A 24,273-nucleotide genomic window follows, 5' to 3' on the forward strand; every position below is an offset into this window, starting at 1 on the left:
CGCCACCGTGGCGTCCCTGGGACCGAGCCCGTATCCGTCGATGATGGCCCGCACCGAGGCGGCGATGTTGGCGCGGGTCCAGGGGACCATCTTCGGCACCCCGGTGGTGCCGCCGGTGAACATGATCATGGCGTCGTCTGCGCGCAGCCCCTCCGGCGTCGAAAAGTGTTGTGCCGGAGCGCCGGTCACGTCCAGGCGCACCGCTGGGACGCCGAGTGTCACCGCGAGCGGCCACCACGGCGGAGCCGGTTCCCCTTGATCGATCGGCGCGTCGCCGTCGATGAGCACCGCCCGCGCCCCGACCGCCTCGCTGCGGGCCCGCTGGTCGGCGACCGGAAGGGCCGGGTCCAGCGGGACCGCGACCAGGTCGGCCCGCGAGGCCGCCAACAGTCCGACGACGAATTCCGCGTTGCTCCCGGAGCGCAGCGCGACGCGATCGCCGGGCCGCAGCCCGGCCCGCTTCAGCTGCGCGGCCAGGTCGTCGGCCAGCCGGAGCAGATCGTGGTAGCTGACCGGTACCCGGTCGGAGGTGGCGACAAGCGCGGGCGCGGCCGGTGACCGGCGTGCCGTCTCCTCGACCAGGTCGGCGATGCGTGGGCCCGGTGTCTCCGCCGTGGCGTGGCCGCCGATGATCGCCTCAGATTTCATCGCCGCACTCCTTCTCTCTTGGTCATCACCTGCTCGAACCATGCCGGGTGGCCGCCCCGTGCGTCCAATATCGATTCACTCACGACCGATAACCGTTGGCTATCGACGCCGGGGAACCCGGCTGGCCAGCGGCGATAGACGGCGTGAATCGCTGCATAGCGGCTCGGTCTTGGACACCCGCCGGGCGGCCGCGCCAGAGTATGGCTGAGGCTTTACTTCACCTCCGACCACACACGAGGAGTCGGCACCATGACCGCAGTTTCGGCATCTCCTGGCCAGGGGCACGAGTCCACGCGCCTGATCGACGGCTTCCACCTGGTGGTGGAAGCGCTCAAGGCCAACGACGTGGACACCATCTACGGGATCGTCGGCATCCCGGTCACCGACCTCGCCCGCGTCGCGCAAGCGTCGGGAATCCGCTACATCGGCTTCCGTCAGGAGACTTCGGCCGGCAATGCCGCCGCCGCCGCCGGATTCCTGACCGGCCGACCCGGTGTGTGCCTTACGACATCGGGGCCCGGTTTCCTCAACGGGTTGCCGGCCCTCGCCAACGCCACGGCGAACTGCTTCCCGATGATCCAGATCTCGGGTTCCAGCAATCGGGCGCTGGTCGACTTGCAACGAGGTGACTACCAGGACATCGACCAACTCAACGCCGCAAGGCCGTTCGCGAAGGCGGCCTACCGGATCAGCCGAGTCGAGGACATCGGGCGCGGCGTCGCGCGTGCCATCCGCACCGCGATCTCCGGCCGGCCCGGTGGCGTTTACCTCGACATCCCCGGCGAGGTGTTGGGGCAAGCCATGGACGCGGCGGCCGGTGCGGAGACGGTCTGGCGGATTGTCGACCCCGCGCCCCGGCAGCTGCCGGCGCCCGACGCGGTCGATCGCGCGCTGCGGATGCTCGCACAGGCGCGGCGACCCTTGATCGTGCTCGGAAAGGGTGCGGCATATGCCCGGGCCGACAACATGATTCGCGAGTTCGTCGAGGCGAGCGGCATTCCGTTCTTGCCGATGTCGATGGCCAAGGGGCTGCTGCCGGACTCCCATCCGCAGTCGGCCGCAGCCGCGCGGTCGCTCGCGGTCGCGCGCGCCGACGTCGTGTTGCTGGTCGGCGCCCGGCTGAACTGGCTACTCGGCCACGGGGACTCGCCGCAATGGTCCGCCGACGCCAAGTTCGTGCAGGTCGATATCGCGCCGTCGGAGTTCGACAGCAATCAGCCGATCGCCGCGCCCGTGGTCGGCGACATCGGCTCGGTGATGTCGGCGCTGCGTGACGGCCTGGCCGCCCACCCCGTCACGGTGCCCGCGGAATGGGCCAAGGAGTTGGCCGAGCGCACCGCCCGCAACGACGCCAAGATGCGCGAACACCTGGGCGAAAACCCGCATCCCATGCGCTTTTACAATGCGCTCGGCGCGATCCGCGCCGTCCTGCAGGAGAACCCGGACGCCTACCTCGTCAACGAGGGAGCCAACGCGCTGGACCTGGCCCGCAACGTCATCGGCATGGAGGTGCCGCGGCACCGGCTGGACACGGGAACCTGGGGCGTCATGGGCATCGGCATGGGTTACGCCATCGCGGCCGCCGTCGAGACCGGCGACCCTGTGGTCGCGGTCGAGGGTGACAGCGCATTCGGCTTCAGCGGCATGGAAGTCGAGACCATCTGCCGCTACCGGCTTCCGGTGACCGTCGTCATTCTCAACAACGGCGGTGTCTACCGGGGCGATGAAGTAGCCACCGGGTCGGATCCGGCGCCCACCGTGCTCAATGCGCGGGCGCGTCACGAGCTGATCGCGGAAGCATTCGGCGGCAAGGGATATCACGTCACCACCCCGGAGGAGCTGCGATCGGCGCTGTCCGAGTCGATCGGCTCCCGGGAGCCGTCGATCATCGACTGCGAGCTCGACCCGGCGGCCGGGGTGGAAAGCGGGCATCTGGCGAGCCTGAACCCGACCAGTAAGGCGGTCAGCGCTGGTGGGTGATTCGCGACAACTGCGCGTCGAAGAACCCGTGCAGCGACAGTTGCGCCGCCGAGGCGGCGAGCGCGCGGGCGATCGGTGACCCCGGGCCAGCGGAATTGGTGGCCAGCGCGACGTCGGCCTTGAGCACCGGGTCGACCATCTGGACCGCGCGGACTTCTCGCCCCAGTGGCGACGTCCACAACCAGGTGTGCGGCACGATGCACGCCCAATTCCCCGCGGCAACCTGAGCGAACAGCGAAGCGACGGAGTCGGTTTCGACCTGCGGGGCCACTTCGATGGCGTGGTTGGCGAAGGCCTTGTCGATGATCTGGCGGTCCCGCATCTCGGGCGTGAGCAACGCCAGCGGCAACTGCGCGGCCTCCGGCCAAGTCATCGTCGAAGCGGCGGATCCCAGCATGTCCGCGGGCGACAACAACACATAGTGCTCCTCATACAGCGGCACCAGGTTCACCCCGTGGTCCTCGTCGGGCGCCGCGTGCACGATCGCGGCATCCAGTTCGAATTCCCTTAGCCGCCGGTACAGTTCGGTGCCGGACAGCCGGGACAGGATGTGCACCTTCGCCAACGGGTGCGCCGAACAGAACGCCGAGAGCACCAGGGACGCAGTCGTCGACGCGGTGGGGACCGTGCCCAGCCTCAGCATGCCGGTGATGCCCGACCGCACCGCGTGCACCTCAGACTTGAAGGCATCGTGCTCGGCGAGAATCCGCTTCGCCCACACCACCAACCGCTCACCCTCGGGCGTGAGGCCCTCGAAGCTGTGCCCGCGATTGATCAGCGTGACGTTCAGTTCCCGTTCCAGCTTGGCGATCGCGGCGGACAGCGCGGGTTGCGATACGAAGCACTTCTCGGCCGCGCGGGCGAAGTGGCGCTCTTGCGCGACCGCGACGAAGTACTCCAGCTGACGGAAGAGCACCCGCACCTCCTCTGCCGCGGGATTTTTGCTGAGGCTAACCCTTCACCGGCACGCCAGCCAGTCCAGCGTCTCCGACAGCTCCAGCACATGCACTCCGATGGCACGGCACTCTTCGGCACCGCGGTCATACAAGCCCGAGATCGCATCGGACACCAGGACCGTTCTGAAGTCTCGTTCGGAGGCCTCGTAAATCGACGTCCGAGGACAGTTCGGGAAATTGCAACCCGCAAAAACCAGTGTGTCGCTGCCACTTTCGCGTAGATGCTGTTCGAGACCCGTGCCGTAGAAGGCCCCCCACCTCGATTTGTACATCACATGCTCGGCCGGACCGACCTCTTGGAATCCACCGGCCAACAGCAATTCGTGGTCCAACTCGACGGCCTTGGGCAGCAACTCGGCGGCGATTTGCGAACCGGCGCTGCCCGGTTCGGCGAATCGCGCGCCTCCCTCTATCGATCGACGGCGAACCGGGTCGGCGTTCGACCCGTCCGGCCGGTATAGCCGGACCACATGCACGATCGGTAACCTGCGCCGACGGAACGCTTCCGCCAGCTTTGCCATCGCCGGAATCGCCGCACTGGTCCCGTCAACCCGCATCGGGGCATCGTCGGCATAGAAATCACGCTGCACGTCGATCAGCACCAACGCTGCGGAATCCGCAATCGGGCGCGTGTAAGGGTCGTCAACGACCATGCTCGCCCCCTCCCGATCCCGCCCCGACGGAGTCCAGCTCAGCCGGTGGTCGGCTCGTAACCGCCACATCAGGCGAACCAACCATGTTTGCTGAAAACCTCAATAGCCGGTCCGCCAGTAGAATATCGTTGTGTTGATTGCACCATCGCGAAGGGTATGCACCATGCGTCGAGCGGTTCGTTATCTATCCGTTATGGTGGCGATCACGACCACATGCACGCTGGCAAGCGGCGCCCGCGCAGTGGCGGCGATCCCACTTCCCCAGCCGGTTCCCGCCGTTGCCTCGGTTTTGCCGGCTAACGGCGCGGTCGTGGGGGTGGCGCACCCAGTGGTGGTGACGTTCATGGCACCGATCAGGGATCGAGGCGCCGCCGAGCGGTCGATCCACGTCGCGTCGCCGAGCAACACGCCCGGACACTTCGAGTGGGTCGAGAACCACGTCGTGCAGTGGGTGCCGAACCGGTACTGGCCCGCCCACACCCACGTCTCGGTGGGCATTCAGGCGCTGACCACGGGATTCGACACCGGTGACGCATTACTCGGTGTTGCCAGCATCTCCGGTCACACCTTCACCGTCAACCGGAACGGAGAAGTGCTGCGCACCATGCCCGCGTCGATGGGTAAGCCCAGCCGGCCCACACCGATCGGCAACTTCACCGCCCTGGAAAAGCAGCGCACCGTGGTCATGGACTCGCGCACCATCGGCATCCCGCTGAGCTCGCCCGAGGGGTACAAGATCACCGCCTCATATGCGGTTCGCGTCACGTGGAGCGGCGTCTACGTGCACTCGGCGCCCTGGTCGGTTGACTCACAGGGTTACGCCAACGTCAGTCATGGCTGCATCAACCTCAGTCCCGATAATGCCGCCTGGTATTTCAACCAGGTGAATGTGGGCGACCCCATCCAGGTCGTCGCGTAGGGGCGTGCCCGCGCCCTCGGCTTCGGGCCAGTGTGACAACCGTCACAGCCATCGAACGGAAGACTGGCCCGTGACGGTGGGTTCCCGGTAGACGAGGATCGAACGGGAGGCTGGCCATGACCGGTGATGCGGAACAACAAGAATCCACCGTCGCGGGTTCGATCAGCCCGGCGCGGGAGCGGGTTGACAACCGCATTCGCCAACTGGACGCGACGGACGAACAGTTCCGCAGCACGAAACCGAATCCGGCACTGCAACGAGTGGCGCGCGAACCGGAGCTTCGCCTGACACAGATCCTGCGGACCTTCGTCGACGGCTATGCCGACCGCCCGGCGCTGGGTTGGCGAGCGCGGTCGCTGGTCACCGATCCCGCGACCGGCCGCACCACCGCGCAGTTACTCCCCCGGTTCGACACCCTCAGCTACCGCGACCTGTGGGCCAACGTGGGTGCGATCGCCAGCGCCTGGCGGAACGACGCGGCCGATCCGGTGACGCCTCAAGACTTCGTCGCCACAGTGGGTTTCGCCAGTGCGGAGTACCTGACCCTCGATCTGGTGTGCGCCTACCTCGGCTTGGTTGCGGTGCCGCTGCAGCACAACGCGGCGGCATCACGGTTGCAACCGATCGTCGCCGAGGTCGAGCCGCGGGTGCTCGCGGCGGGCGCCGGCTACCTGGACTTGGCCGTCGAGGCGGCGCTGGGCAGCACGTCGTTGCGGCGCTTGGTGGTTTTCGACTACTCCCCCCAAATCGACGATCAGCGCCAGGCTTTGGAGCGCGCCCGCGCGAAGCTGTCCGCGGCGGGGATGGCGGTGAGGATCGAGACGTTCGACGAGTTGATCGAACGAGGTCGCGGCCTGCCGCCCGAGCCCGCGTATACCGGCGACACCGACCAGCGCCTGGCCATGATCATGTATACATCGGGCAGCACCGGACTGCCCAAGGGTGCCATGTACACCGAGCGCATGCTGTGCAAGCTGTGGACCAACGAGTTGATGCCCGACTTCGCGGACACCCCGGTGATCAACGTCAACTTCATGCCGCTCAACCACCTCGGTGGCCGGATACCGCTGTCGACCGCGTTCCAAGCGGGCGGCACCAGTTACTTCGTGCCCGAAAGTGACCTCTCCACGCTGTTCGAAGACTGGAACCTGGTGCGCCCCACCGAAATGGGGTTGGTGCCGCGGGTGGCGGAGATGCTGTACCAGCGCTACCAAAGCGCCGTCGACCGGCGGGTCTTCCAGGGAACCGACCGGGCATCCGCCGAGGCCGAGGCGCAGGTCGAGTTGCGCGAGCAGGTCTTGGGCGCCCGCATCATCACCGCGTTCTGCGGCACCGCGCCGCTTGCGGCGGAGATGCGCGGGTTCGTGGAGAGCTGCCTGGACGTGCACGTCCTCGACGGCTACGGCCTGACCGAGGTCGGGATGGTGACCAAGGATGGCCGGATCGCCGCGCCGCCGGTTCTGGGGTACAAGCTCATCGACGTTCCCGAGCTGGGTTATTTCCTTACCGACAAGCCTTTTCCGCGCGGCGAGCTGCTGGTCAAATCGCTCACCGCCACGCCCGGATACTTCAAGCGTCCGGACGTCACCGCCAACGCCTTCGACGAACAAGGCTACTACCGGACCGGGGACGTGATGGCCGAGCTGGAGCCCGGCCGGCTCGCGTACGTCGACCGTCGCAACAACGTATTGAAGCTCGCCCAAGGCGAATTCGTCGCCGTCGCCCGCCTGGAGGCCGTCTTCAGCAGCGCGGCCCTGGTCCGCCAGATCTTCGTCTACGGCAACAGCGAACGCCCGTATCTGTTGGCCGTGGTGGTGCCGACCGCCGACGCGCTGGACAGGTTCACCGGTGACCCCGACGGGCTCAAGGCCGCCCTGCACGAATCACTGCGCCAGTCAGGCAGACTCGCCGAGCTGCAGTCCTACGAGGTGCCTGTCGACTTTCTCGTCGAGGCTGAGCCGTTCAGCGAGGACAACGGGCTGCTGTCCGGCGTCGGCAAGCTGCTCAGGCCGAAACTCAAAGAGCACTACGGCGAGCGGCTCGAGCAGTTGTATGCGGACCTGGCCGCCAACCGGGTGACCGAGCTGCGGGCGCTGCGCGAGGGCGCCGCCGACCGCCCGGTCATCGACACGCTCGTTCGCGCCGCCGAAGCGCTGCTCGGCCTGGCCGGCGGCCCACCCGAACCCGATGCGCTGTTCATCGAACTCGGCGGAGATTCCCTGTCGGCCTTGACCTTCTCCAACCTGCTGCAGGACATCTTCGACGTCGAGGTGCCGGTGGGCATGATCATCGGCCCGGCCACCGATTTAGGCCGGCTCGCGGAATACGTTGAGGCCGAACGCCGAACGGGACCCGGGCGGACGACATTCGGGTCGGTGCACGGGCGGGATGCCACCGAGGTCCGCGCCGCCGACCTCACACTTGACAAGTTCATCGACACGAGAACATTGTCCGACGCCCCGGCCCTGCCGCGAGCCACCGGCACGCCGCACACTGTCCTGTTGACCGGCGCCAACGGATATCTGGGCCGCTTCCTCTGCCTGGAATGGATGGAGCGGCTCGCCGAGACGGGCGGAACATTGGTCTGCATCGTGCGGGGCACCGACGCCGCGGCCGCCGCCAAGCGACTGGAGGATGTCTACCGCAGCGGAGATCCGCATCTGGTCGAACGCTTCCGCGAGCTCGCGGCCGATCATCTCGAGGTGATCGCCGGCGATATCGGTGAGCCGAACCTGGGGCTGGACCAGGCGACGTGGGACCGGCTGGCCCGCACCGTGGACTTGATCGTCCACCCGGCGGCGCTGGTCAATCACGTCCTGCCCTACGAGCAGCTGTTCGGGCCGAATGTCGTTGGCACCGCCGAAGTTATCCGCATGGCGATCACCACCCGCATCAAACCGGTGACCTACCTGTCAACCGTTGCCGTGGCCATGTCCGTCGATCCGGCCGACTTCGAAGAGGACGGCGACATCCGCACGATCAGCCCGGTCCGGCCGGTCGAGGCTAGCTACGCCAACGGGTACGCCAACAGCAAGTGGGCCGGCGAGGTACTGCTGCGCGAGGCACACGACCTGTGCGAACTGCCCGTCGCCGTGTTCCGGTCCGACATGATCCTCGCCCACAGCCGCTACGCCGGACAGCTGAACGTGCCCGATGCCTTTACGCGGTTGATCTTCAGCCTGCTCGTCACCGGCATCGCGCCGTCGTCGTTCTACGAAACCACCGACACCGGTGGCCGGCCCGTGGCACATTACGACGGGCTGCCCGCCGACTTCGTGGCCGAGGCGGTGACCGCGCTCGGTGAGCAGATCGCGACCGCCGCCGACGACGCGGGATCTGCCGGGGTGTTTCGGTCCTATGACGTGATGAATCCGCACGACGACGGAATCTCCCTGGACGTGTTCGTGGACTGGCTGATCGCCGACCGCCACGACATCCGGCGCATCGACGACTACGACGAGTGGCTCGCCCGCTTCGGCACCGCACTTCGGGCCCTACCGGACAAGCAGCGCCAACAGTCCGTGCTGCCGTTGCTGGACGCTTACCGGAGGCCGCAGAAGCCACTGCGCGGCGCGCCCGCCCCGACCGAGGGATTCCGGGGAGCCATCCAAGCCGCCAAACTCGGTGCGGACAAAGACATTCCGCATCTGTCGGCGGACCTGATCGCCAAGTATGTTTTCGATCTGCGGTTGCTCGGCCTGCTGTAGACCGGCGGGCCTACCCGGGCAGACCTTTCTTGATGGCGGCATCCTGCTTGCGCCCGATGTCGGCGGCCATGTCCGGATCGATCGGATCGCCAGGTGTGCTGTGGAATTCGAGATTGACGAGCGCCTTGCCCTCGCTGAACAGCAACACCGTCACCGCTTGCCCGTTGTCGGGCGACGTGCCGGAGATCATGGTCCCGTTGGAGCCGACGTCTATCGGCCGCCACGTGCCGTTGATCTTGCCCGCGTAATTGGCCCTGGTCCTGTCGATTCCGGCCGCGGCCGTCGCGGGGTCGGCGACGACCAGGATGCTGTCGCCGATCCGCCGGCTGTTGTCGGCGCTCGCGAACAGCTGCGCCACCCCGGGCGCATTGTTGGGGTTCAGCACCGGCGGCTGCGGCGCGGTGAGATCGCCGCCGATGTCGGTCGGCTTGATCAGTAGTGTGCTGTAATCCGTGGGTTGCCCTGGCGACGGACTGGCCACGCTGGAACCGGTGGAGCGTGCGGCGGAACTCGAATCGGTCGGGGACGCGTTGTTGCTGCCACCGCAGCCGGCGAGCGCCGCGCCAGCCACTACGGCGGCGAGCGCCCACCCGACACCGGAGATCCGAGCAACCTTCATGGGCGTTCCTTCCGCGTTCTGGCCGGCGGCGCATTCGCGCATGCGCGACCCACGCCGGAAACTGGATACCCATTTTCCAGTGCCTATGCTGGCGTGGGAGGTCATGAGCGCTGCGGGGAGGAGATCGAGATGACGGCTGCGACTGCGCGCGCCGTTCGGTTCGACCGGTACGGCGGCCGCGAGGTGTTGTACGTGGCGGACATCGACATGCCAACCCCCGCGCCCGGCGAGGTGATCGTCGAGATCCGCGCCGCCGGGATCAACCCCGGTGAGGCCGCCATCCGAACCGGGGCGATACACGAGATGTTTCCCGCGACGTTTCCCTCCGGCGAGGGCAGCGACCTCGCGGGCGTGGTGACCACGCTGGGCCCCGGGGTAACCGAATTCGCCGTTGGCGACGAGGTTTTGGGGTTCAGCTTCCGCCGCTCCAGCCACGCGACCCATGCCGCGGTGCCGGTCGGCCAGCTGATTCGCAAACCGGCCCAACTCAGTTGGGAGATCGCGGGTTCGCTCTATGTGGTCGGCGTGACCGCGTACGCGGCCGTCCGAGCGGTGGCGCCGCAACCGGGTGAGACAGTCGCCGTCTCGGCGGCGGCGGGCGGGGTGGGCAGCCTCGTCGTGCAACTGCTGGCCCTGCGCAAGGCGCGCGTGCTCGGCATCGCCGGACCGGGCAACGCCGACTGGCTGCGGGCTCATGGCGCCACCCCGATCCCCTATGGCGACGGCCTGGCCGATCGGCTGCGCGAGGCGGCGCCCACCGGCATCGACGCATTCATCGACCTGTTCGGGCCCGAATACGTGCAGCTCGCCGTCGACCTCGGTGTCGCACCGGAACGAATCGACACCATCATCTCGTTCCAAAAGGCCGGTGAAGTCGGCGCCAAAACCGAAGGCAGCGCCGAAGCGTCGACGCCGGAGGTGCTGGCCGAGATGACCAGCCTCGTCGTCAGCGGCGCCATTGATTTCGAGATCGCCGCCACCTATCCGCTGGATCGGGTCGCCGACGCCTACGAGCAATTGGAGAAGCGGCACACCCGCGGCAAAATCGTTCTGCTGCCCGATGTTTCACAGTGAGGCGGCCGGGCCCACCAGATAAGCGCGGGCCGGGGCTCCGCCGCCAAGTGCGCCCACGACGCCCGTGCCCGCCCGATGCGACGGCCCCGGGAGACACGGGCGTCATGGTGTTCTGGTGGAATCCGTCACCGCCGGTCGCCGGTCGAGGCGTGCCCGCCCAGCGATGCGGTGACGACGGCGATCGGCATCCGTGACACGTAGAGGTTGGCCCGCTCCTGCGGAGTCAGGGTGGTCCGCGCGTGTACCTTGCCGGCCAACAACCGCGCCGAGCGCAGCAACGCCCGTCCGCGCCCACCGGTCCGGCCGGCAACGCGGTGTGTGACAACAAAAGCCATGATCTTCTCCTTTGTGGAGGCCCGATCGGTTCAGCTCATGGCGCGGGTCCGGGGCGACTCGCGGGCACACATTGCGCGCGAATCACTGAAACACCGTGAAAGCTCAAGCGGCAGAAGGAATGCCGGAACCAGATCGGGACAAGACGGAATTGGGATACGGACTATCGCTTGGACTGGTCTCGCTCATCTCGCCCTCACCTCCTCACGGCCACGACACACGCGGGTGTCACATTTCACCTGAAACGCGAGAGGCACGAATGCCGGCGACGTGCCGGCCGATGCACCCCTCTCGTCGGAGCTTCGGCACTGCACGGCGTATCCGAGACTTAACCAACGGTCAGTCCGGAAGCCACTTGGGCTCAACCCTTGGGTCCGGGAAGAGCTGTCCTGACCCGGGGCGTCTCTCGACGTTCGGGGTCAGTGGCCTGTGTCCATGCAGACGCCTCACCTACCGAGGTGCTTGCGAAACCCTTTCTACACCGCGGTCCAGGACCCGTCAAACTGATTGACATATCCGTTGCGGCAGCTCACCGCCGCTTCGAGTCGCGCGCGCCCGGTCACCCGCCGCCGGCGCCTACCCTCGACAGCATGGCCAACACTCTGCAAGATCCGAAGGTCGCGAGCGTGCTCGACCGCATGTATACCGAAGCGAAGAACCAGATGTCGCTGTTACGTCAGCGGCATGGCGACTTCGACCGGCCGATGACGGCGCAGGAGCGCGCCGACGCGATGAGCGAGTTCTACATTCCGGTCACGCCCGAAGCGGGCCGGCTGCTCTACGCCCTGGTGCGCGCGACCCGTCCGGCGACCGTCGTCGAGTTCGGGATGTCGTTCGGCATCTCCGCGCTGCACCTGGCGTCCGCCGTGCGGGACAACGGCACCGGACGGGTGGTGACGACCGAGCTCAACGACACCAAGATCGCCGCCGCGCGGCGGACGTTCGCCGAAACCGGCCTGGACGATGTGATCACCATCCTGGAAGGGGACGCGCTGAGCACGCTGGCCGGTCTGGACGGGCCGATTGACTTTGTCTTGCTGGACGGTTGGAAGGACCTGTATCTGCCGGTGACCGAGCTGCTCGAACCGCGCCTGTCGACGGGGGCGCTGGTGGTCGCCGACAACACCAGCGCCGCGGACACCCAGCCGTACCTGGATCGGGTGCGCAATCCCGCGAACGGCTACGTCAGTTTCAACTTCGCGATCCGGGACAGCGACAGCATGGAAATCAGCTGCCGCACCGGCGATTAGGCCCTACCGCAGGGATTCCTCGAGCCACGGCGTCAACCACTTCACCCCTTCGGGGGTGAGGTGCACGCCATCGCTGCGAACCTTGATGCCGTCGACCTTGGCGGTGTAAACCCCGTCCGGGCAAAGCTTTTTGTTGAGGTCCAGGATTTGCACGTTCGGATGGTGGCTGACCGTCTTGCGCAGCATGGTGTTCCACAGGTTCACCCGGTCGGGCTGGTCTTCCGGATACAGCCGGCCGTCCGGCTTTTCGCCGCCCCTGCTGTACGGCACGGTGGCGACCACCACCCGAACCCCGGTGGAGCTGACGATGTTCAGCGCCCGGTCCAGCTCGGCGTTGAGGTACGCGTCGAAGGTGGGGTCGCCGATGTGGGTCCATTGCCCCTCGTTGACGCGGTCGACGGTTTCCCAGCGGCCGACGATCAGCAGCGCGACGTCGGGCTGGTCCTGGGCGACCTGCTTTGACCATCGGATCGGCCAGCCGTCGCATTCGGCTCTCTGCTCCAGGGTTTGGCCGATGTAGCGATACGGCGTGCCGCGCACCAGGCTGCAGCCGATGACGGTGTGGTCGAGAAACGCGAACCCCGGTGTGGGTGGCAGGTAGTGCATCCACGTCCACCCGATCGAATCGCCGAACACCGAAACGGTGAACGGCCGGTTGGGATCCCGGGGACCGGCCGGGCGGCTGCCACCCGGAGGCGACGGGGACACCGCGGCGACGGCCGAGACCCCCGGTGGCAGGCCGGCCTCACGCAGGCCGGGCCCGGTCCCCACCGGGACGACGAGCAGGGTCACCGCGGCGGCGCTGGCAACCGCCGCCGCCGCCAGCGGCAACAGCGGCACCCGCGCCGGCCGCCAGCGCCGGATGGGTTGCTCGATCAGCCACCAGGACGCGGCGGCCAGCACCACCGTCGCGCCGCACCGGGCGGCGAACAATGGCAGCCCGCTCCACCCGGTGCGTTCGCCGTTGAGCGCCAGGAAGATCGGCCAGTGCCACAGATACACGCCGTAGGAGATGGTGCCCAGCCACACCAGGGGTGGCGCGGCCAGGAAGCGGGCGACCCATCCCCGCTGCTCCAGCGCCACCGGCGCCACCACGAGGACGGCGGCGATCGCGACCCCGATGAGCAGACCATGGCGGAACTCGCCGCTAGTGCCGGTGGCGTAGTGCGTCGCCGCCGCCAGGCCCGCCAGGCCGGCGAGCGGCAGAACACGGGCGACCCGCCGAGCCCACCGGGTCCGGATCAGGCACCAGCCCCGGTTCAGTGACGGCCAGTCGCGCACCAGCAGGGCCGCCGCCGCGGCCCCGGTCAGCAGCGCCTGCGCGCGGGTGTCGGTGCCGAAATAGACACGGTCGCGCGTGTCGTCGGACACCATCACGATGGCGACTGCGGCCGAAGCCAGCGCGCCCGCCGTGGCGATGACGAACGTGGCGAAGCGGACCCCGCCCACGGTGGCCCGGGTGGAGCGGCGCCTGGCTCGCGCGGCCAGCAGCAGCGTCACCGCGATCAGCAGCACCGGCCAGACGAAGTAGTACTGCTCCTCGACCCCGAGTGACCAGGTGTGCTGCAGCGGCGAGGGCGGGGCACCCTGCGTGAAGTAGTCGGTCTTCTGGGCGACGAACCGCCAGTTCGCCATCCACACGAACGCCGCGATCGCGTCGTCGCGCAGGCCGGTGAGGGACCGATCGGGCAGCATCTGGCGGGCCGCCGCCACCGTGAGGACCATCAACATCAGGGCCGGCAGCAACCGGCGCGCACGGCGAATCCAGAAGCCGGTCAGCTCAATACGGCCGGTGCGCCCCAGCTCGTCCAAAAGCAGCGAGGTGATCAGGAACCCGCTGAGCACGAAGAAGACGTCGACGCCGATGAATCCGCCACTCACACCGGGGATGCCGCCGTGCCCGACCAGCACCAGCGCAACCGCTATCGCGCGTAACCCATCGAGTGCGGGAATGCCGCTGCGCCGCTCCGGCTTGTCCCAGATCGCCAGCCGACCGGCCCTGCGCACGGGAGCGACCCAGCGAGGCTGCCGAGCACGACGGGCCGGCGCGGGATGGGTCCCGCCCGGCTCAGCGCTCGCGGTTAGCGCGCCCTGACCACCATGTCGCCCGGCGCCATAGTTGATGCCGATACGTCGCTGCCCCTCCTCTTGATCGGAGCCAGCTTAAAGGCGATGCGGCCGGATCGACCGGAGACACGCGAAGACCCGCTTCGCTTTTCGCCGGTGCCGGGCGTGTTATACGGGCCCGGCCGGTTTCACGTCGGCGTTCACGTCGACGAGGGCCAGCCCGAGCTCTTCGAGCACCTCGTCGGTGTCCCCGCCGAGCTCCGGGGCCGGCCCGGCGACGCGGCCCGGCGTGCGGGAGAACCAGGTCGGCACACCGGGGAACCGCACCGGGCCGTGCGGCGTGGGCACGGTCTCGAAAAAGCCGATGGCGTCGAGATGCTCGTCGTCGAACAGGGTCGCCGGGCTGGACAGCGACGCGGCCGGGATCTCGAGTTCGCGGAACAGATCCAGCCACTCCTGCGTCGTCCGCTGCGCCATCGTTTCGGCCAGCAGCGCGTACACGGCGTCGATCTGGCGCGCGCGCCGCTCGAGTGTGGCGTACAGATCGCTCTGCCAGGGGGGCCGCACCGCGTCCATGAAGGCGGCCCAATGCTTGTCGTTGTAGATCAGCGCGGCGATGAAGCCGTCGCTGGTGCGGTACGGCCGCCGGTTCGGCGCCACCGTCCGCGGATACACCGCGGGGCCCAGGGGCGGATCGAACATGGCGCCGTTGGCGTGCTCGACGAGCATGAAGGACGCCATCGTCTCGAACATGCCGACTTCGACCTCTTGTCCCTCGCCGGTGCGCTCGCGATGGAACAACGCCATCATGGTGGCGTAGAGCGCGGTGAGGCCGGCGACCTTGTCGGCCATGATCGTGCCGACGTAATTGGGTTCACCCGTCAATTGCTCCTGGACGAACGGCAACCCGCACGCGGCCTGGATGGTGTCGTCGTAGGCGGGCAGGTCCCGGTTGGGGCCGCGCCGGCTGTAGCCGTAGCAGTTGGTGTAGACGATCGCCGGATTGATCGCCGCCACCTCGTCGTAGCTGAACCCGAGCCGGGCAACCGCTTTGGAGCGCATCGAGTGGATGAAGACGTCGGACCGCTCGATGAGCGCGCGCAGGACGGCCTTGCCCGAGTCCGACTGCAGGTCGACGGTGATCCCCCGCTTTCCGCGGTTGACGTTGACGAAGACGCCGCCCATGCCCCGGGCCGGCCCGACCGACACATAACGCGTGTCGTCGCCTTGCGGGGGCTCGACCTTGATGACGTCGGCACCCATATCGGCCATGATTTGTGTGCAGTAGGGACCCATCACCATCGCGGTGAGGTCGACGACGCGCACGCCCGCGAGCGGGCCGCCGCGCTGGCCGGCGCCGCCGCTAGGCATTGCGCGCGCCTTCCTTGCGCGCTGCGGTTTCGAAGCTGTAGCGGATGTGGCCGCCGTGACCGTCCGGCACGACGGGAAAGACCAGTGGCGCAGCCAGATACCGGATGGCATCGATTTGCTCGGCCACGTCCTCGATCGACCACGACGGTCGGTGCACGCCGGGGGTCTCGGCGATCACCGCGCGGGCGACGCGACCGGCGATGGCAATCAGGATTTCGCCGTTGACCGGGCAGCTTTCGTGCGCCAGCAAGCCCACCACGGGCGCGACCAGTTCGGTGCCCATCGGCGGATAGGCCGAGATGTCCAGTCCCTCGGCCATTCTCGTCACCGCCGACGGCGCGATGACGTTGCAGAACACCCCGTCGGCCGCGCCTTCCAGCGCGGTGACGTTGGACAGACCGAGCAGGCCGGCCTTGGCGGCGGCATAGTTCGCGACGCCGTGGTTGCCATACAGGCCGCCGATCGACGAGGTCAGCACGATGCGGCCGTAGTGGGCGTCGCACATGAGCGGGAACGCCGGCCGCACGACGTGGAAGGCGCCCCGCAGATGAACGTCGATGACGGCGTCGAAGTCCTCGTAGCTCATCTCCTTCAAGGATCCCCGCCGGACGTTGCCGGCGTTGTGGATCAGGACGTCGACGCGCCCGTAGTTGTCCAGCGCTGCTTGGATGATCGCCTGGCCGCCCTGCGGCGTGGTGACCGACTCGGTGCACGCGACCGCGTCGCCACCGGCCGCCCGGATCTCGCTCACCACATCATGCGCGGGACCGGCGTCGGCGCCTGCGCCGGTCAGCGCGCCGCCCGTGTCGTTGACCACGACCTTGGCGCCGCGGGCCGCCAACAGCAGCGCGTACTCGCGGCCCAGTCCCCGGCCGGCGCCGGTCACCACCGCCACCCGATCGTCGAATCTCAGTTCCGCCATCACGATCCCAGTACTAGGCCGTCCAGGTCGCCCCTGTCACGCCATTCGGCCAGCAGGTCGCTGAAGGCGTAGAACCCCGGCCCGTACGGTTCACCGAGGTGCGAGCGGATACCCTCGCCTCCGCCGCCACCTTCGTTGTTGTAATAGCCCGGCGTGCACTCCGAGTCGAATTGGCTGGTGTCGATCGCCGTGTCCCTGATGGTTTGGCACCATTGGTCCTGGGCGGCCTCGCTGGGTTCGACGGTGGTCGCGCCGCGGGCCAGGGCCTCGGAAATGAGGTAGGCAATGTGCTCGCCCTGCAACTCATAGTTGGCGGCGATGTTCGCGGAGATGCCCACCTGGGTGAACCCGGTGAAGAACTGGTTGGGAAAGCCGCGGCTGGTCATCCCGTGCAACGTCTTGTACCCGTCGCGCCAGTAGTCGAAGAGCGACACCCCGCCGCGGCCTTCGATCGCGTCGATGGAGTACCGGCGGCTGATCTCGGTCGTGATCTCGAAGCCGCTGGCGTAGATGATGCAGTCGACCTCGTACTCGATGCCGTTGGCCACCAATCCCTTTGCGGTCGCCCGCTCGACTCCCTTGCTGGCCGAAACGTCGACCAGGGTCACATTGGGGCGGTTGAAGGTCTGCAGGTATTCGTCGTTCGTGGTCGGTCGCTTGCACAGGAACCGGTAGTAGGGCTTGAGCGCTTCGGCGGTTTCGGGGTTCTCGACCAAACTCTCGACCCTGCGCCGCAACCGCTCCATCACTTTGAAGTCTTCCTCGTCACGGATGGCCATGAACTGTTCCGGTGTCATCGCGGCGGGATCGGCCAGCGCGAGGACGCGCGCCGCGGTGTTGCGGCCCAACTCGGTCCAGAAATCGCAGACCAGATCCGGCTGGCCCAGCGCCATCCCCTCGAATGTCCAGGCGTGGAAGTTGCGCTGCCGCTCCTTCTGCCAGCCCGGCTTCAGCGTCTTCACCCACTCCGGATCGGTCGGCGCGTTGTTGCGCGCACCCACCGAAGAGGGCGTGCGCTGAAAGACGTACAGCTGCTTGGCGTGCCGGCCCAGGAATGGCACGACCTGGATCGCCGTCGCCCCGGTGCCCACCACCGCGACGCGTTTGTCGGCGAGCTTGTCCAACCCACCCGACGTGTCCCCGCCGGTGTACTCGTAGTCCCAGCGCGAGGAGTGAAAGCTGTGCCCCTTGAAGTCGTTGATCCCCGGTATGCCGGGCAGCTTGGGCCGGTGGAACGGTCCCGAGGCCATCACGACGAAGCGGGCCCGGATGTCGTCGCCGCGGTCCGTGCTGATCCGCCACCGCTTGCCGGTCTCGTCCCAGTGCAGCTCGCGGACCTGGGTGGAGAAGATGGCCGAGTCGTAGAGCCCGTAGTGCTTGCCGATGCGCCGGCAGTGGTCGTAGATCTCGGCACCGTCGGCGAACTTCTTCGACGGGATGAAGTTGAGCTCCTCGAGAAGCGGCACGTAGCAATAGGACTCGTTGTCGCACTGAATGCCCGGGTATCGGTTCCAATACCAGACCCCGCCGAAGTCGCCACCCAGCTCGATGATGCGAACGTCTTCGACGCCCGCCTTCTTCAGGTAGGCGCCACACAGCAGGCCACCGAAGCCGCCGCCGATCACGGCGACGTCGATGTCCGCCGAGATCGGCTCTCGCACCAACGGCGGTGAGTGCGGGTCGGTTTCGTAATATCCCGCGAAGTCGTCGACCAGTTCGACGTACTGCTTGGATCCTTCCGGGCGCAGCCGCTTCTCGCGCTCCCGGCGGTACTTCTCGCGCAGCGCCTCGAAGTCGACGTCGTCCGGGGTTTGCGATGGCGGGCAATCCGGGTTCGTCATGCCAGGGCGTTCTCCGGCAGTGCCGCGGCGTGCAGGGGCGCGTCCATCTTCTGCACGGCGGGCAGCACCTCCTTGGCGAACAGTTCGGTGCTGGCCATCGCTTCGGCGTAGGGCATGGTGCCGAACTGCGGGACGATCGTCAGCTCCGCGAACGAGCACGCCTCCTGGGCCGCCTTGATCCGGTTGAAGATCTCCTCCGGCGTGCCGATCAGCAGGTTCGACGCGTGGTACCCGGGCGTCTTCGACGGGCCGGCCTTGGCGTCACCGGTCACGGACGACGCGAGGACGGCCGTCGCGGTGGCCTCTCGCGCGGCGTAGGCCTCGTAACCCTTGACGCCCTTGAAGTTCGAGGCGTCGGCGAACCCGTAGTGCACGGTGACGTCGCGGTTGGCCGTCCAGATCCACTCCTCGGATGCGGCGGGGTCACCGGTGGTGCAGTACATGAACATCACGTTCTTGGGCTGGCAGGGCGGCAGGCCCTCCTCCTTGCGGAACGTGTTGACCTTCTGCACTTCCCGTCCGGCGTCCTCGATCGGCTTGTTGCCGACGAAGAGCGGGACCATGCCGCGGCGGGCCAGGATCTCCAGCGACTCAGCGGTCGAGGACGAGCTGTAGATGCGTGAAAAGAGGTCGCTGCTGAGCGGTTCGGGGCGTAGCGACATTTCGGGGACCTTGAAGATCTCGCCGTCGTAGGAGAACCGATCGCCGGAGAACGCCAGCTGCAGGATGTCGAGGGTCTCGTTGAACCGCTGCCTGCTCTCCTCCCGCGGCACGCCGACGGCGTCGAACTCTCCCTTCGAGACGCCTCGACCGATGCCGATCGTGGTGTAACGGCCGTTGGACAGGATGTCGAGGTAGGCGATCTGGTGCGCGAGCCGGATGGGATGCCACCACGGCGCGACGACGACGAAGGTGCCCAGGCCGACCCGCTCGGTGCGGCCGGCGAAATAGCTCAGCGCCTGAATGGGGTTGGGCGTCATGCCATATGGGGTCCCGCAATGCTCGGGCATCCAGATGCCGTCGAACCCGAGCGGCTCGGCCAGGTCGGCGATCGCCAGGGTCGCCTGGACGCATTCCCAGTCCGGGGTGGCCGGCGGCCGGCTGAAGTCTTCGGCCAGCACGCGCTCCCAGTCGTGGGAGTTGTGCGCGCCGAAACCAAGATTGACCTTCATCGTTGCATCTCCGTTGCTAGTTCCTTCGGGGCACCGCTGCCCAGGTAACGGGCGAGGTTGCGGTGCAGGTTGGCGGTGCTGCGTTCCATGTACGGGTTGGGCTTGGGGCCGCGGAAGCCGTACGACTTCATGCCTTTCTGGACGGCGGCCATGTTGGAGAAGTCCTGCGGCAGCACGCTGCGCCAGTTCGGGTCATCCGGCGGCGCGTACACCCATTCGGTTTGCGGCTCTTCGCCTTTGGGGTAGAGCTCGTAGCACGAGGCTTCGAAGATGCACTTGTCGGGGTCGTAGCCGAAGGGCCGGGCGCTGTAGCACAGCGCCGTGGTCAGGCCCTGGCCGATCTGGAAGTTCGGGAAGATCTGCCACGCGGTACCACTCTTGGCCAGGTGTTCGGGGTCGATGGTCGGCCACTCGACGCCACGCGCCGCGTCGTCACGTCGCGCCGAGGACAGCCAGTGCTCGAGTACCCGACCGGCCGGGGTGTCCGCGGGCAGCTCGTCGACCAGCCGCCGCGCCGCCTCCACCAGGGTCTTGGTGGTGGTGGCGTTGGTTTCCTCCAGCGTGTAGATCTGCATCTCCGCCGTCGAGATCCGCGGGTCCGCACCGGTTCCCAGGCGGATCTTCGATTTGGTCTCTTCGAGCCCCTTGGGCGCGTCGTAGCCGATGTTGCTGTGCTTGCCGTGCGCCATCGCCCAGCCGCGGAAGTTGCCGAATTTGTTGAACTGCGGATGGGTGGTGGCGACGTGGTAGGTCTCGTTGAAGGCCTCCATCGCGACCTTCCAATTGCATTCGAAATGCAGCCATTTGCGCCATTTGCAGCGCATGTCCTGCAGGCGGAACGGGTCGAGCATGGTCGCGGCGGGCTCGAGGTAGTCCCGCAACGGTTCGCACGCCGGATCCATGTTGATCCAGACCCAGCCGCCCCAGGTGTCGACGTTGACCGGCGCCAGGTGGGTGTTCTCCGGCGTCAGGGCGCCCTGCCAGTCCTGCCGCTCGGGCACGTGGGTGCAGACGCCGTCCTGGTCGTAGGTCCAGCCGTGAAACCCGCAGACGAACGACTTCTTGTGGCCGCAAGCGTTTCTCGCGCCGTCCGGGGTGTCGACCAGCCTGCGCCCGCGGTGCATGCACACGTTGTGGTGCGCCTTGAGCGTGTCGGGTCCGGTGCGGATCACGACGACGGAGTCGTCCAGGATGTCGTAGGTGAGGTAGCTGCCGACCTTGGGCAGGTCTTCCACGCGCCCGACTTGCTGCCACACCTTGCGCCAGAGCTTGTCGCGCTCGGCGCGCAGGTATTCCTCGGAGAGGTACGCCTCCGCCGGGATCGTGACCGGCTCGGTCATCTCCTCGGGCGCGGCCGCGCCGTTCTGTGCCATCGGGCCCCTCGCTTTCTACCCGTCCCAGCGCGTGATCGCCGCGCGGAATGTGTCGTCCTTGAGGAACACCGAGGTGTTGTCGGCACCCAGGTGTCCCCACTTGAGGTTCAATCCGCCGTCCACCAACAGCGTTTGGCCGGTGATGTAGCTCGACAGGTCCGAGAGCAGGAACAGGACCGCACCGGCCACCTCCGCCGGCCGGCCGCGGCGTCCCATCGCGATGGCGCGGCGGTCTCGTTCGGGATCGGAGTCGACATAGGTGCCCGACGCCGGTGTCTCGGTCACGCCCGGCGCGACGGCGTTCACCCGGATCGGGGCCGCGCCGTCGGCCAGTTCGAGAGCCATGGTGCGGGTCGCCGCCACGATCGCGGCTTTGGCCGTGCCGTAGGCGATGTGGAAAGGCGCCGTGTTCATGCCGCTGATCGACGAGATCGACACGATGGAGCCCGCACGGTTGTGCCCCTTCAGTTCCGCGGCCACGGCCTGACTCATGAAGAACATCGTTTCGAGATTGCGGGTGAACAGGTCGCGCCAGTCGGTGCGCGTCACCCGTGTCGATGGCATCCACGTCGACGGGTCCGCGCCGCCGGCGACGTTGACCAGCCCGTGCAGTTCACCGTCGGCCCGCCGCACGGCGTCGATCGTGGCCCGCACACCGTCTTCGGTGGAGGCGTCGGCCGCGACGGGCACGACGGCGAGGCCCGCGGCCCGCAGCGGCCCGAGGTGCCGGTCGAGGTTGTCCTGCCCCCGGCTGACCGCGACCACGGTCGCGCCGGCCTCGGCGACCACGCGGGTGATGGTGGTCCCGATGCCGCCCCCCGCCGCGCCCGAGACCACGACGACGCGCCCGTCCAGGTTCAGCAGGCCGGTCGCCATCGGGTCAGCCAATTGTCCGGACAAGATAATGATGTGCACTCATCAGAGAGCATGATTCTCTCGCGTATGGCGGCCCGTCAAGTGCCGGCTCGAAACCGTCCGCGACTATTGTCTGGACCATTGATCGATTGCTAACGTGCGAGCGGTGATGGCCGGAGTGTCACAATCGTGGGGCCGCTACGTAGGCGAGCGGGCGCCGAGCGTCGCCGACGGCTGGAGCCTCACCCGCCTGACGCCGCCGAGCCGGCTCTTCGGTGCGAACGGCCTGCGCACCGGCCCGGACGGCCGCATCTACATCGCCCAGGTGACCGGCAGCCAGATCAGCGCGTTCGACCCGGCGACCGGTCGGCTGGACGTCGTCAGCGCCAAGGGCGGCGACATCATCGCGCCCGACGACGTGGCCTTCGACCCCGACGGCAACCTGTTCGCGACCGAGGTCATGGACGGCCGGGTGAGCGTGCGCGATCCGGCCGGCCACACCCGGGTGCTGCGCGACGACGTGCCGTCGGCCAACGGCATCACGTTTTACCAAGACCGGCTCTTCATCGGCGAATGCCGCGACGGTGGCCGCCTGCTGGAGTTGGACCCGGCCGACGGTGCGGCGCGGGTGCTGCTCGACAACGCGCCGTCGCCCAACGCGATGGAGTTCGGGCCCGACGGCATGCTGTATTTCCCGCTGATGGGGGCCAACGAGATCTGGCGCATCGACCCCGGCGCCGGTCACCCCGAGCGGGTGGCCGGTGACCTGGGCGTTCCCGACGCGGTGAAGTTCGATTCCCGCGGGCGCATCGTGTCGACGCAGGTGCACAGCGGCCAGGTGCTGCGCATCGACCCCCGCAGCGGCGACCGGACCGTGCTGGCCACGCTCAACCCCGGCCTGGACAACCTCACGTTCGTCGGTGAGCGCCTGTTCGTCTCGAACTTCACCGGCGAGATCACCGAGATCCTCGGCGACGGCCGTACCCAGACCGCGCTGCCGGGCGGACTGAACTGGCCGCTGGACCTGGCGGTCGGCGCTGACGGCAACCTCTACATCGCCGACGGGACGTACTTTTATGTGCTGCTGCCCGACGGCACGATGCGGACCGCCGGAATGCTGTTCAGCCCGGGCTATCCGGGCTTCCTGCGGGGGCTGGCCGCCCTGGCCGGCGGCGAGTTCCTCGTGACCACATCCAACGGGCAGGTGGCCCGCTACCGGCCGGCCGGCAGTGAAAGCGAGGTGTTGGCAGAGGGTTTCGATCAGCTCTACGGGATCGCGGTCGCCCCGGGGGGTGCCGTGGTCGCGGCGGAACTGGGCGCGGGGCGGGTGGTGTCCATCCGGTCCGGCGCGGTCGAGGTGGTCGCGACCGGGCTCAGCGAGCCGGTGGGGGTGGCCGTCACGCCCGGTGGCGGATGCCTGGTTTCCGAGGCGGGTGCCGGGCGGGTGGCCCGACTGGACGGCCCGGGCGGCACGGTATGCGACGGCCTGCAGCGGCCCCAGGGCATCCTGGTGCGCGACGGGCAGCTGTATGTGGTGGACGCCGGCGCCAAGGAGTTGGTCGCCGTCGACCTGGACAACGGCGCGCGCCGCACCATCGCCTCGGGCCTGCCGGTGGGTGCGCCGCCCGGCGTGACGCCCAAGCCGCTGCGCGGCATGCCGCCCTTCTCCGGGCCGCAGGGCCCGTTCGCCGGCATCGCCGCCGGGCCGGACGGCACGCTGTACGTCTCGGCGGATGCCGACGGCAGCGTGCTGGCATTGCGGCGGGAATCCGAAGGGGCGAGATGACCGAAGCCAGAGTCGTCGACCACCGGTACCTGCAGGTCGCCCGCGCGTTGCGGAAAGAGATCGTGGAGGGCGTCTATCCGGTGGGCTCGCAATTGCCGACCGAACACGAACTGTGTGAGCGATTTGCGGTGAGCCGCTACACCATTCGCGAGGCGCTGCGGCGCCTGCGCGAGGACAATCTGGTGTCGTCGCGCCCACGGACCGGAACCCTCGTGGTGCCGCGGCCGTCGGCCGACTCCTACGTCCAGCACGTCATGTCGATCAATGACCTGCTGGCGTTCGCGACGGACACCCGATTCGCCATCGAATCGGTCGCCATGATCACCATCGACGACGAACTGGCCGACCGGACCGGGCTGACGACCGGCGAACAATGGCTGACCGTGCGCGGCTTCCGACGGGCCGTCACGACCGAGTCACCCGGGTCCGCGCTGTGCCGCACCGAGTACTACATCAACCGCGCGTTCGCCGGGGTCGGCCGGTTGCTGCAGCGCCACGAGGGCCCCATCTTCCCGCTGATCGAGGACCTGTTCGGCCTCAGCATCGTCGAGGTCCAGCAGGAGATCGCCGCGGTGGTCATTTCCGGAGACCTGGCGACCGGCCTCGAGATCGATTCGGGGACACCGGCATTGCAGGTGCAACGGACCTACACGACCTCCGACGGGCAGGTCGCCCAGGTCACCATCAACACCCATCCCGCGTCGCGCTTCCGGCACTCGATGACGATGCGCCGCGTTCGTGGCTAAG

The 24,273-nt window shown here is 67.9% G+C and carries 19 protein-coding genes and 1 riboswitch; of the genes, 7 read left to right on the forward strand and 12 right to left on the reverse strand.

Annotated features, from left to right (window positions below):
• On the reverse strand, nucleotides 1-648 hold a 648-nt coding region (locus A5697_RS07350), incomplete at its 3' end, for an AMP-binding protein (protein WP_156673199.1).
• A 249-nt stretch (nucleotides 649-897) separates the two neighbouring features.
• Between A5697_RS07350 and oxc the strand changes: the two genes are divergently transcribed.
• Nucleotides 898-2,628: an oxalyl-CoA decarboxylase gene (oxc, locus tag A5697_RS07355; protein ID WP_068009323.1), complete on the forward strand. Its 1,731-nt coding sequence runs from the start codon at nucleotides 898-900 to the stop codon at nucleotides 2,626-2,628.
• Here oxc and A5697_RS07360 read toward each other — a convergent pair.
• A complete protein-coding gene (locus tag A5697_RS07360) occupies nucleotides 2,612-3,544 on the reverse strand; it encodes a LysR family transcriptional regulator (protein WP_068009405.1) in 933 nt (310 codons plus the stop codon). The genes oxc and A5697_RS07360 overlap by 17 nt on opposite strands.
• Before the next feature lie 42 nt (nucleotides 3,545-3,586).
• The gene (locus tag A5697_RS07365; RefSeq protein ID WP_068009326.1) at nucleotides 3,587-4,237 is read right to left on the reverse strand and encodes a cysteine hydrolase family protein; all 651 of its coding nucleotides are present in this window, start codon (nucleotides 4,235-4,237) and stop codon (nucleotides 3,587-3,589) included.
• 163 nt (nucleotides 4,238-4,400) lie between these two features.
• On the opposite strand from A5697_RS07365, the gene A5697_RS07370 reads away from it, so the two are divergent.
• Together A5697_RS07370 and car are read left to right on the forward strand one after the other, a co-directional pair.
• Nucleotides 4,401-5,156 (forward strand): L,D-transpeptidase family protein, encoded by a 756-nt coding sequence (locus A5697_RS07370; protein WP_068009330.1) that lies wholly within the window; start codon nucleotides 4,401-4,403, stop codon nucleotides 5,154-5,156.
• Between the two features lie 116 nt (nucleotides 5,157-5,272).
• Complete coding sequence (gene car, locus A5697_RS07375; protein ID WP_082953282.1) at nucleotides 5,273-8,863, forward strand: carboxylic acid reductase; 3,591 nt, start codon at nucleotides 5,273-5,275, stop codon at nucleotides 8,861-8,863.
• Nucleotides 8,864-8,873: 10 nt separating this feature from the next.
• Here the strand turns inward: car and A5697_RS07380 are convergent, their stop codons facing one another.
• Nucleotides 8,874-9,482: a hypothetical protein gene (locus A5697_RS07380; protein ID WP_067946978.1), complete on the reverse strand. Its 609-nt coding sequence runs from the start codon at nucleotides 9,480-9,482 to the stop codon at nucleotides 8,874-8,876.
• 129 nt (nucleotides 9,483-9,611) lie between these two features.
• On the opposite strand from A5697_RS07380, the gene A5697_RS07385 reads away from it, so the two are divergent.
• Nucleotides 9,612-10,556 carry an NADP-dependent oxidoreductase gene (locus A5697_RS07385; protein WP_068009331.1) on the forward strand — a complete coding sequence of 315 codons (945 nt, stop codon included), beginning with the start codon at nucleotides 9,612-9,614 and terminating at the stop codon, nucleotides 10,554-10,556.
• A gap of 125 nt (nucleotides 10,557-10,681) precedes the next feature.
• Here A5697_RS07385 and A5697_RS07390 read toward each other — a convergent pair whose 3' ends face one another.
• Nucleotides 10,682-10,891 carry a hypothetical protein gene (locus tag A5697_RS07390; RefSeq protein ID WP_067946913.1) on the reverse strand — a complete coding sequence of 70 codons (210 nt, stop codon included), beginning with the start codon at nucleotides 10,889-10,891 and terminating at the stop codon, nucleotides 10,682-10,684.
• Between the two features lie 277 nt (nucleotides 10,892-11,168).
• Nucleotides 11,169-11,354, reverse strand: a riboswitch (M-box (ykoK) riboswitch).
• Nucleotides 11,355-11,479: 125 nt separating this feature from the next.
• Between A5697_RS07390 and A5697_RS07395 the strand changes: the two genes are divergently transcribed.
• On the forward strand, nucleotides 11,480-12,139 hold the full coding sequence (locus A5697_RS07395) for an O-methyltransferase (RefSeq protein WP_068009334.1): 660 nt from the start codon (nucleotides 11,480-11,482) through the stop codon (nucleotides 12,137-12,139).
• 3 nt (nucleotides 12,140-12,142) lie between these two features.
• Here the strand turns inward: A5697_RS07395 and A5697_RS07400 are convergent, their stop codons facing one another.
• From A5697_RS07400 to A5697_RS07430, 7 genes are all read right to left on the reverse strand, one after another.
• Complete coding sequence (locus A5697_RS07400) at nucleotides 12,143-14,146, reverse strand: acyltransferase family protein (RefSeq protein WP_068009337.1); 2,004 nt, start codon at nucleotides 14,144-14,146, stop codon at nucleotides 12,143-12,145.
• 228 nt (nucleotides 14,147-14,374) lie between these two features.
• Entirely contained in the window at nucleotides 14,375-15,577 is a 1,203-nt protein-coding gene (locus tag A5697_RS07405; RefSeq protein WP_067946919.1) for a CaiB/BaiF CoA-transferase family protein, read from the reverse strand.
• On the reverse strand, nucleotides 15,570-16,499 hold the full coding sequence (locus A5697_RS07410) for an SDR family NAD(P)-dependent oxidoreductase (protein ID WP_067946921.1): 930 nt from the start codon (nucleotides 16,497-16,499) through the stop codon (nucleotides 15,570-15,572). The genes A5697_RS07405 and A5697_RS07410 overlap by 8 nt, the downstream gene beginning before the upstream one ends.
• Complete coding sequence (locus tag A5697_RS07415) at nucleotides 16,499-18,340, reverse strand: NAD(P)/FAD-dependent oxidoreductase (RefSeq protein WP_067946923.1); 1,842 nt, start codon at nucleotides 18,338-18,340, stop codon at nucleotides 16,499-16,501. The genes A5697_RS07410 and A5697_RS07415 overlap by 1 nt, the downstream gene beginning before the upstream one ends.
• Nucleotides 18,337-19,512: an LLM class flavin-dependent oxidoreductase gene (locus A5697_RS07420; protein WP_067946925.1), complete on the reverse strand. Its 1,176-nt coding sequence runs from the start codon at nucleotides 19,510-19,512 to the stop codon at nucleotides 18,337-18,339. The genes A5697_RS07415 and A5697_RS07420 overlap by 4 nt, the downstream gene beginning before the upstream one ends.
• On the reverse strand, nucleotides 19,509-20,852 hold the full coding sequence (locus A5697_RS07425) for an SRPBCC family protein (RefSeq protein ID WP_231972001.1): 1,344 nt from the start codon (nucleotides 20,850-20,852) through the stop codon (nucleotides 19,509-19,511). The genes A5697_RS07420 and A5697_RS07425 overlap by 4 nt, the downstream gene beginning before the upstream one ends.
• Before the next feature lie 48 nt (nucleotides 20,853-20,900).
• Nucleotides 20,901-21,761, reverse strand: coding sequence for an SDR family NAD(P)-dependent oxidoreductase (locus tag A5697_RS07430; protein WP_067946929.1), 861 nt, complete (start codon nucleotides 21,759-21,761; stop codon nucleotides 20,901-20,903).
• A gap of 148 nt (nucleotides 21,762-21,909) precedes the next feature.
• Between A5697_RS07430 and A5697_RS07435 the strand changes: the two genes are divergently transcribed.
• Both A5697_RS07435 and A5697_RS07440 read left to right on the forward strand, forming a co-directional pair.
• Nucleotides 21,910-23,526 (forward strand): SMP-30/gluconolactonase/LRE family protein, encoded by a 1,617-nt coding sequence (locus tag A5697_RS07435; RefSeq protein ID WP_067946931.1) that lies wholly within the window; start codon nucleotides 21,910-21,912, stop codon nucleotides 23,524-23,526.
• On the forward strand, nucleotides 23,523-24,272 hold the full coding sequence (locus A5697_RS07440; RefSeq protein ID WP_068009340.1) for a GntR family transcriptional regulator: 750 nt from the start codon (nucleotides 23,523-23,525) through the stop codon (nucleotides 24,270-24,272). The genes A5697_RS07435 and A5697_RS07440 overlap by 4 nt, the downstream gene beginning before the upstream one ends.
• Nucleotide 24,273: the final 1 nt, after the last annotated feature.

The sequence above is a fragment of the Mycobacterium sp. E3251 genome, assembly GCF_001666835.1.
Lineage (GTDB): Bacteria > Actinomycetota > Actinomycetes > Mycobacteriales > Mycobacteriaceae > Mycobacterium.

Excerpts from the sequence above, each read along its gene's own strand:
- A5697_RS07365 (WP_068009326.1), bottom strand. The coding sequence starts at position 4,237 with ATGGTCGTTGACGACCCTTACACGCGCCCGATTGCGGATTCCGCAGCG.
- A5697_RS07415 (WP_067946923.1), bottom strand. The coding sequence starts at position 18,340 with ATGACGAACCCGGATTGCCCGCCATCGCAAACCCCGGACGACGTCGAC.
- A5697_RS07425 (WP_231972001.1), bottom strand. The coding sequence starts at position 20,852 with ATGACCGAGCCGGTCACGATCCCGGCGGAGGCGTACCTCTCCGAGGAA.
- A5697_RS07430 (WP_067946929.1), bottom strand. The coding sequence starts at position 21,761 with ATGGCGACCGGCCTGCTGAACCTGGACGGGCGCGTCGTCGTGGTCTCG.
- A5697_RS07440 (WP_068009340.1), top strand. The coding sequence starts at position 23,523 with ATGACCGAAGCCAGAGTCGTCGACCACCGGTACCTGCAGGTCGCCCGC.
- A5697_RS07420 (WP_067946925.1), bottom strand. The coding sequence starts at position 19,512 with ATGAAGGTCAATCTTGGTTTCGGCGCGCACAACTCCCACGACTGGGAG.
- A5697_RS07405 (WP_067946919.1), bottom strand. The coding sequence starts at position 15,577 with ATGCCTAGCGGCGGCGCCGGCCAGCGCGGCGGCCCGCTCGCGGGCGTG.
- A5697_RS07395 (WP_068009334.1), top strand. The coding sequence starts at position 11,480 with ATGGCCAACACTCTGCAAGATCCGAAGGTCGCGAGCGTGCTCGACCGC.
- A5697_RS07390 (WP_067946913.1), bottom strand. The coding sequence starts at position 10,891 with ATGGCTTTTGTTGTCACACACCGCGTTGCCGGCCGGACCGGTGGGCGC.
- A5697_RS07385 (WP_068009331.1), top strand. The coding sequence starts at position 9,612 with ATGACGGCTGCGACTGCGCGCGCCGTTCGGTTCGACCGGTACGGCGGC.
- A5697_RS07410 (WP_067946921.1), bottom strand. The coding sequence starts at position 16,499 with ATGGCGGAACTGAGATTCGACGATCGGGTGGCGGTGGTGACCGGCGCC.
- oxc (WP_068009323.1), top strand. The coding sequence starts at position 898 with ATGACCGCAGTTTCGGCATCTCCTGGCCAGGGGCACGAGTCCACGCGC.
- A5697_RS07370 (WP_068009330.1), top strand. The coding sequence starts at position 4,401 with ATGCGTCGAGCGGTTCGTTATCTATCCGTTATGGTGGCGATCACGACC.
- A5697_RS07380 (WP_067946978.1), bottom strand. The coding sequence starts at position 9,482 with ATGAAGGTTGCTCGGATCTCCGGTGTCGGGTGGGCGCTCGCCGCCGTA.
- car (WP_082953282.1), top strand. The coding sequence starts at position 5,273 with ATGACCGGTGATGCGGAACAACAAGAATCCACCGTCGCGGGTTCGATC.
- A5697_RS07435 (WP_067946931.1), top strand. The coding sequence starts at position 21,910 with ATGGCCGGAGTGTCACAATCGTGGGGCCGCTACGTAGGCGAGCGGGCG.